The following is a 7,590-nucleotide window of genomic DNA, read 5'->3' as shown; positions in this document are numbered from 1 at the left end:
TCTGCTCCCGCTCCAGCGGGCTCAACCTCGACGCCACAACCACCCCAACGAAGATCATGGAAGGGTGTTGCAACCACCGGTTGAGCCCACCGCGCGAACGGAAACTGTCCAAGATCTCGTGAAAGAACCGGGCACGGGCCCGCCATGCACGGGCCAACCGGACACGCGCCAACCCGGCGGCGTCCCCGAGCACGCGCCCAACCCGGCAGCATCCCCGAGCACGCGCCAACCCGGCAGCATCCCCGAGCACGCGCCAACCCGGCAGCATCCCGAAGCACGCGCCAACCCAGCAGCGTCCCCAAGCACGCGCCAACCCGGCACGAGCAAGCCGGGCGGAGCCGGACACGGCAGAGCCGAGCAGCGAGCAGGGACCGCCGAAGAGAGCCAGCCCCAAGAAAGCCAGCCCCAAGAGAGCCAGCGCGAGACGGGACCAGCACGGGCGGACACCGGCGCGGAGCGAGCCTTGGCACTGGGTTGCGGAAGAGACCGACCCCCGCCACGCCCTTGAGGGGCAGTGACGGGGGCCGTCGAGGGAACCTGCAAATCAGGTGGCGCTGATCGCGCCGGTCATCAACAGGGCGAGGACCAGGGTGCCCAGCGCGACCCGGTACAGCACGAAGACGTACAGGGTGTGGTGGGCGACGTAGCGCAGCAGCCAGGCGATGGCCGCGTACCCGATGCCGAACGCGATGACGGTGGCCACGACCGTCTGGGCCACGGTCGGGACGGAGGTGCCCGGGGCGGACGGTTCGAAGACGTCCCCGAGGCTGAACACCCCGGACATCACGACCGCCGGGATGGCCAGCAGGAACGAGTACCGGGCCGCCGCCTCCCGCGTCAGGTTGAGCAGCAAGCCGGCGGTGAGCGTGCCGCCGGAGCGGGACACGCCGGGGACCAGCGCCATGGCCTGCGCGAAGCCCATCACCACGCCGTCCTTCATCCGGAAGTTCTCCAGCGTGCGGGTCTGGCGCCCCCAGTACTCGGCGAACGCCAGCACGAACGCGAAGACGATCAGCGTGGTGGCGACGATCCACAGGTTGCGGCCGGCCGTCTTGATCTGGTCCTTGAACACGAAGCCGAACAGCCCGATGGGGATCGAGCCGACGATCACGTACCAGCCCATCCGGTAGTCGAGGCTGGAGCGCACCGACTTGTCGCGCAGCCCGACCAGCCAGGTCCGGGTGATCCGCCAGATGTCCTTGGCGAAGTAGATCAGCACGGCCGCCTCGGTGCCGAGCTGGGTGACCGCGGTGAACGACGCGCCGGCATCGCGGTCGAAGAAGATCGCCGAGGTGATGCGCAGGTGCCCCGACGAGCTGACCGGTAGGAACTCGGTCAGTCCCTGGACGATGCCCAGGACGATGGCCTCGACCCAGGTCACTCGCCGACTCCCGCGAGGTCGAGCGCCTCGGCGACGGTACGCAGAGTCTGCACGCCGCTGTCGCGGTCGGCCGCGAACAGGCTCACCGAGAGCGTGGTGACGCCGGCTGCGGCGTACTCCCGCATTCGTTCGGCGATCCGCTCCTTCGGGCCGAGCAGCGAGGTGCGGTCGATGAACTCCATCGGCACCGCGGCCGCCGCGTCGCGCTGCCGCTTGGCCAGGTACAGGTCCTGGACCTCGCGGGCGGCGTCGCCGTAGCCCATCCGGGTGGCGAGCTGGTTGTAGAAGTTCTGCTGCCGGCTGCCCATGCCGCCGACGTAGAGCGCGGCGTACCAGCGCACCAGCTCGGCGCAGGAGGCCACGTCGTCACCGACGACAACCGGCACGGACGGCACGACGTCGAAGCCGGCCAGCTCCTTGCCGACCTTGGCCCGCCCGGCGCTGACGGAGGCGAGCTGCTCGTCGGCGAACTCGGGCGAGTAGAAGACCGCCAGCCAGCCGTCGGCGATCTCGCCGGCCAGTTCCAGGTTCTTCGGGCCGACCGCGGCCAGGTAGATCGGGATGTGCTCGCGCGGTGGGTGGAAGCCGAGGCGCAGCGCCTTGCCGGGCCCGTCCGGCAGCGGCAGCGTGTAGTGCTCGCCGTCGTACGCCACCTCCTTGCGGGCGATGGCCAGCTTGACGATGTCGACGAACTCACGGGTCCGCCCGAGGGGCTTGGCGAAGCGGACGCCGTGCCAGCCCTCGGAGACCTGGGGGCCGGAGACGCCCAGGCCGAGCCGGAACCGGCCGCCGGAGAGCGCGTCGATGGTGGCCGCGGTCATCGCGGTGGCGGCCGGCGTACGGGCGGGGATCTGCATCACCGCGGCGCCGACGTCGATCCGTTCGGTCTGCCCGGCCATCCAGGCGAGCATGCTGGGCGAGTCGGAGCCGTACGCTTCCGCCGCCCACACCACCGAGTAGCCGAGCCGGTCCGCCTCCTGGGCCAGCGCCAGGTGATCGGCCGGTGTGCTCCACGCTGTCTGGTATCCGAGGCTGAGCCCGAGTCGCACTGGTCCTCCCCCATCTGTGGCACAGGTCGCATCAGGTTACGCAATGCCGATAACGGTCACGATCACCGGCTCACCACCTATGATCCCCCGTCCGTCGCGGTGCCCGCGAAGCGGTGGAACCGGCGGAACCGGCAGAACCGGCAGAGATGACGGGAGCGAGGATATCGGTGGCGGCGGGTTCGAAATAAGGTTCACCCATGCAACAGCGACCGCTCGGCCGAAGCGGGCTGGCGGTTTCCCGGCTCGCGCTCGGCACCATGACCTGGGGCCGGGACACCGACGCCGATGATGCGGCCGCCCAGCTGAAGAGTTACCTGGACGCCGGCGGCAACCTGATCGACACCGCCGACGTGTACGGCGACGGCGACGCCGAGTCGGTGATCGGCTCACTGCTGGGCACCCTCGTACCCCGCGATGACCTGCTGATCGCCACCAAGGCGGGGTTGCGGCCGGGCAGCGGGCGGCGCCGTGACGGCTCCCGCGGGCATCTGCTGCGCACCCTCGACGCGTCGCTGCGCCGGCTCGGCACCGACCACGTCGACCTGTTCCAGGTGCACGGGTACGACCCGGACACCCCGCTGGAGGAGACCCTCGCCGCTTTGGACCACGCGGTGGCCAGCGGCAAGGTCCGCTATGTCGGGGTGTCGAACTTCTCCGGTTGGCAGACCGCGCGGGCCGCCGCCTGGCAGACCGCCTGGCCGGGCCGGGCGCCGGTGGTCGCCAGCCAGGTGGAGTATTCGCTGCTGGAGCGGGGCGTGGAGCGGGAGGTGCTGCCCGCGTGTGACGCGCTGGGCCTGGGCGTGCTGCCCTGGTCGCCGCTCGGCCGGGGGGTGCTCACCGGCAAGTACCGGCACGGCCGACCGGCGGACTCCCGGGCCGCGTCGCCGCACTTCGAGCGGTTCGTCGCGACCTACCTGGAGCCGCGCTGCTCCAGCATCGTGGAGGCGGTGGCGACGGCGGCCGGTGGCCTGGGTGTGTCGCCGTTGGAGGTGGCGCTGGCCTGGATCCGGGACCGGCCCGGGGTGACCGCGCCGATCCTCGGCGCCCGCACGGTCGGGCAGCTGCTCGGCGCACTGCAGGTGGAGCGGATCACGCTGCCCGAGGAGATCACCACCGCGCTGGACGACGTCTCGTCGGTGCCGGTCGGCTACCCCGAGCGCGACGGCTGACCCGGCGCCACGACGACCCGGCACCACGGCAGGCCGCCGCCCGGGCAGCCCGGCACCACGGCAGGCCCGCAGCACGGCAGGCCGCCGCCCGGGCAGGCCCGCATTACGGCAGCCCGGCAGCCGCCTCAGGGCGTCAGGCGCTGGCCGGGGATCTCGTGGATCGCGGTGAGGAACCGGGTCTGGTCGTCGCGGGGTGCGGGGTTGACGATCCGGATCCACGAGCCGTCGTCAAAGAAGATGGTCGACGGGAACTGCACCAGCCCGGCCACGCCGCGCTCCGAGTCGATCCGGGTGACCCGGCTGCGCTCCACGCTCCACAGCACCCTCGGCTGGCGCCGGTCGGGCCGGTCCGGGTCGGGCCGCAGCCCCATCCGCAGCAGATACAGGTGGGTGTCGGTCACGGCCAGGGGTGTGCCCGTGTAGCGCTCCAGGAAGAGCAGCAGACTGCCGGCGAGGGTGGCGAGGTCGCCGCTGAAGACGTACCGCCGCTTGTAGGCGATCTCGGCGAGTTGGTCGGCCAGCGGGCGGTAGAGGCTGAGCCGGAACAACGCCCGGAACGCCTCCTGCGCCTCGGTCAGCGGGATCGGCTCCCGCTGCGTCTGCTGCGGGGGCGGGCCCGGCTCCGGCCCGACGGCCTCCGGCAGGCCACCGGCGAGGGCGGCGGCCTTGCCGGGCAGCAGCAGTACGCCCGCGGCCAGCCGCACCGGCGCCATCACCGCGTCGACCCACACCACCGGGTTGACGATGTTGAGCAGCCCGAAGAGCACCTTCGGGTCGAGTGAGTCGGCGAGCTCACCGGCCATCTCGTCGGCGAGCTGCCGGCCGGCCTTGTGCGTCTCGGGCGCGCGGACCGGGGCGAGCCCCACGTAGCGGAGCTCCTGCCCGGGCAGCAACGGTGCGACGAGGGCACGTTCGGGTTCGTCGCTGGTGCGGAACTCGTCGCGCAGCTCACGGGCCTTGTCCCGGGCCGCGCGGGCACCGCCGAGCACCGCGTCGGTGAACCGACCGAGCCGACCCCGCTCCCCTGATGTCACGCTGTGCCTCCTCGACCGCGCTCAGCGGCCCGCCGGCTGGTTTGCGGGCTGTTGCCCGAAGACATTCTGGTCGATCCAGTCGGCGCCGCCCTGCACCGCCTTGTCGACCTGGTCGCTGACCTGGTCGCTGCCGGGTACAGAGAGGCCGGAGGTGAGCGCCACGGTGCCCCAGGTGACGCCGTGCACGATCGAGTTGGGCACGTTCCAGGGCAGGTTGGTCGCCCAGTCCCGGCCGATCACACGGGCACCGTCGGCGAGCCCGTGCGCCCGCAGCGCGGCGGCCCGGTCGAGGGCGCCCATGTCGAACGGCGAACCGGACTTGCCCAGCTTGTAGGTGCCCTTCGCCGGGTCGAGGAACTTGTGGTGCCACTTGTCGAGCTTGCCGGCGGCACGTCGCTTGTCGGCGTACTTCTTGCCCTTGCGCAGCGCCTTCTGCATGTCGACGAGCTTGTCGAGGTGGGTACGCAGCTTGCGCAGGTAGAGCAGGACCCGCTGGAGCAGGCGGATGACCTTCTGCAGGTGCGTCGCGAGGGGCCGGATGACCTTGAGCATCCGGGTGAGCACGATCAGGCCCCTGGTCACGGCGACTCCCAGGCCGGCCGCCCAGGAGGCCCCGGCGGTGAACGGCGCCATCAGCAACGCCGTCACGAGCGTCACCAGCAGGAAGTTCACGAACTCGACGCAGAGGTCGACGAGCACGTCGTGCACGGTCTGCAGGCCGTCGGCGACGCCGCGCAGGTACTCCGCGGTCGCGGCGAACTGCTCGGCGACGCCGAGCAGTTGCTCTTCGACCTCGGCCAGCCGCTGGCCGTACGCCTCGCCGGCGGGCGAACGCCACCCGACCTGCGCGGACTCGCGGGTGCCCCGGTGCCCCTGTGCCAGGTCGCGCAGTTGCGCGGCCAGCGCGTCCCACTCGGCGGCCTTCGCGCGCAGGGCGGCGGGCTCGCCGTCGACCATGTCGACGAGCTGGATGAGTGGCCAGGCCAGGGTCCGGCAGACGCTGTCGACCGCGGCCTCCACGCCGGAGAGCGCGCTGTCCAGGCCGTTCCACAACTGGACGGCGCTGCCTGCTGGCCCGCTCATCCGGGCATCCCCGCCTGGATGGCCTTGAAGCCGGCGTCGAGGTCCTGCTCGGTGCCCTCGTACGTCTCGGCCGTGTCGGCCAGCGCACTGGCGACCCGCCCGAACGCGGCCTGCGCGGCGGCGAACAGCTCGATGCCGCCGTTGACCTGCTCGGCGTACTTCTCGCGCAGCATGTCGCTGGCGAACGGCAGATGGCCGAACGCGTCCGACGGCACGTCGCCGGCCGAGGCGATCTGACTCTCCAACGCGGTCAGCGAGCTGGAGACGTGCTTGGCGGCTGTCTCCAGTCGACGGACCGCCTGCACGTCGACATCGATGTCTGGCGGCATGCTGTTCCTCCCCCGTGTGTTCAGCGCACCGACGATACGATTCCTCGGCCGCCGGGCACCACCCCGGGTGCACGGTCCACGGGGGAGGATTGTCATGACTGACCCGATGTCCGCGTTCGACGCGCTCGCCGGACGAATCGCCGACATCGAACGCCGGTTCGCGGGCCTCCGCGATGACCTGGCCGAGATGTCGAGCACCGCGACCGATGAGAGCGGGCTGGTCTCGGCGACCGTCGACGCCACCGGCGTGCTCACCGGTCTCACCTTCGCGCCCACCGCCCTGCGCGCCGGCACCGAGGGGTTGGCCGAGCTGGTGCTCGACGCGTACCGGCGGGCCCGCACGAAGACCACCGAGCAGGTGGAGGAACGCACCGAGGGTCTGGGCGTCGATGTCGGCGCGGGTCTGACCGACCTGTTCGGCAAGCCCGGCGACTTCTCGGCGCTGGGTCGTCTGGAGGAGACCATCAGTCGGCTCGGGCGGCTGGACGACCGCCTGCCGGGTTCGCCGGCATGACCGCACCGACCTGGCCGGACATCGTCGAGCGGCTGCGGGCCACGCTCGCCCGCTGCGACCGCGACACCGACCTGGTGCTCTCCGCCGGTCCGCGGGAGGTCCGGCTGCTGGTGCGCCGCGCGGTGGTCCGGGCGCTCTGCCCGGCCTACGACAAGGCACGCCTGGCCGCGCTCGGCTGGCACCGTCCGACCGACGCCGGAGATTGGTGGTACGAGACGGAGCGCGCCCCGGAGCAGTTGGAACGGCTCAGTGTGCTGGTGGCCCGTACCGCCGCCGAGGTCCTGACCGACGATCCCGGCGCCCTCTCCTGCCGACCCGTGCCACCGACGACCTCGGCGGCGCGACCAGCCACCGCCGCGCCCGCGACCGCCCAGCCGGCCACCGCCGCGCCCGCGCTCGCGCAGCCGGCCAACACCGAGCCCGCGCCCGCCACGGCGGCGGAGCACGCGCCTGGCGAGCCGGCCGTGGTGGCGTTGCTCGCCGCGGCGGCTGATCGGCGCGACCTGCCCGGATACCTCGGCGTGCTGGCCGGCGCCACGGTGTGCGTGCCGCTGGCCGGGGACCCGGCGGCGGCCGGCGACTTCCCGTGGACGGTGGTCGGCGATGCGACCGGCGCGCCGCTGCTGCCGGTCTTCACGTCCCCGGGAGCCCTGGCCGCGTTCGCCGGAGACGGCGTGCCGTTCGTGGCGCTGCCCTGCGCCGAACTGCTCGAGGACTGGCCGGACGCGTCGTGGGGGCTGGCCGTGGACGCGGGCAGCGCCCGGGCGGTCGCGCTGGCCGCGCCGGCGCTGGCGGCCCTGCTCACGGCGAACGTCCCGACTGCATGAGCAGAGCCACCCCGAGCAGGTGAGCAGGGGCCACCGAGCGACACCGCAACCCACCCCGCCCCGACCTCCCCCGCCTCCCGCCTCCCGCCTCCCGCCTCCCGCACTGCACTCCCCCACCGCACCCCCGCCCCCACCCCCGCCCCCGTCTCCCCCGTCCCCCCCCGCCTCCCGCCTCCCCCGTCCCGCCCCCCCTCCCCCGTCCAT

General features: G+C 72.6%; 8 protein-coding genes. 3 read left to right on the top strand and 5 right to left on the bottom strand.

Translation table 11 applies throughout. The features are described 5' to 3' along the window. Positions 1 to 544 precede the first annotated feature (544 nt). Together V6V47_RS32340 and V6V47_RS32335 are read right to left on the bottom strand one after the other, a co-directional pair. A complete protein-coding gene (locus tag V6V47_RS32340) occupies positions 545 to 1,381 on the bottom strand; it encodes an undecaprenyl-diphosphate phosphatase (protein WP_334632356.1) in 837 nt (278 codons plus the stop codon). Further along, positions 1,378 to 2,430, bottom strand: coding sequence for an LLM class F420-dependent oxidoreductase (locus tag V6V47_RS32335; RefSeq protein WP_334632355.1), 1,053 nt, complete (start codon positions 2,428 to 2,430; stop codon positions 1,378 to 1,380). The genes V6V47_RS32340 and V6V47_RS32335 overlap by 4 nt, the downstream gene beginning before the upstream one ends. Positions 2,431 to 2,627: 197 nt before the next feature. Between V6V47_RS32335 and V6V47_RS32330 the strand changes: the two genes are divergently transcribed. Further along, positions 2,628 to 3,599, top strand: a complete 972-nt coding sequence (locus tag V6V47_RS32330) for an aldo/keto reductase (RefSeq protein ID WP_334632354.1) — start codon at positions 2,628 to 2,630, stop codon at positions 3,597 to 3,599. Between the two features lie 125 nt (positions 3,600 to 3,724). Here the strand turns inward: V6V47_RS32330 and V6V47_RS32325 are convergent, their stop codons facing one another. The 3 genes from V6V47_RS32325 to V6V47_RS32315 are packed head-to-tail and all read right to left on the bottom strand — an operon-like array spanning position 3,725 to position 6,045. Further along, the gene (locus tag V6V47_RS32325) at positions 3,725 to 4,633 is read right to left on the bottom strand and encodes a hypothetical protein (RefSeq protein WP_334632353.1); all 909 of its coding nucleotides are present in this window, start codon (positions 4,631 to 4,633) and stop codon (positions 3,725 to 3,727) included. Between the two features lie 21 nt (positions 4,634 to 4,654). Next, entirely contained in the window at positions 4,655 to 5,716 is a 1,062-nt protein-coding gene (locus V6V47_RS32320) for a WXG100 family type VII secretion target (protein WP_334632352.1), read from the bottom strand. Next, positions 5,713 to 6,045, bottom strand: coding sequence for a hypothetical protein (locus V6V47_RS32315; RefSeq protein ID WP_334632351.1), 333 nt, complete (start codon positions 6,043 to 6,045; stop codon positions 5,713 to 5,715). Before V6V47_RS32315 ends, V6V47_RS32320 begins: the two co-directional genes overlap by 4 nt. Before the next feature lie 94 nt (positions 6,046 to 6,139). Between V6V47_RS32315 and V6V47_RS32310 the strand changes: the two genes are divergently transcribed. Both V6V47_RS32310 and V6V47_RS32305 read left to right on the top strand, forming a co-directional pair. Continuing rightward, positions 6,140 to 6,559: a YbaB/EbfC family nucleoid-associated protein gene (locus V6V47_RS32310; protein ID WP_334632350.1), complete on the top strand. Its 420-nt coding sequence runs from the start codon at positions 6,140 to 6,142 to the stop codon at positions 6,557 to 6,559. Continuing rightward, the gene (locus tag V6V47_RS32305) at positions 6,556 to 7,386 is read left to right on the top strand and encodes an SseB family protein (RefSeq protein WP_334632349.1); all 831 of its coding nucleotides are present in this window, start codon (positions 6,556 to 6,558) and stop codon (positions 7,384 to 7,386) included. Before V6V47_RS32310 ends, V6V47_RS32305 begins: the two co-directional genes overlap by 4 nt. Positions 7,387 to 7,590 lie beyond the last annotated feature (204 nt).

Source organism: Micromonospora sp. CPCC 205539, from assembly GCF_036906815.1.
GTDB lineage: Bacteria > Actinomycetota > Actinomycetes > Mycobacteriales > Micromonosporaceae > Micromonospora.
The sequence above is the reverse complement of the archived record's forward strand: the minus strand, read 5'-3'. Positions and strand labels throughout refer to the sequence as shown.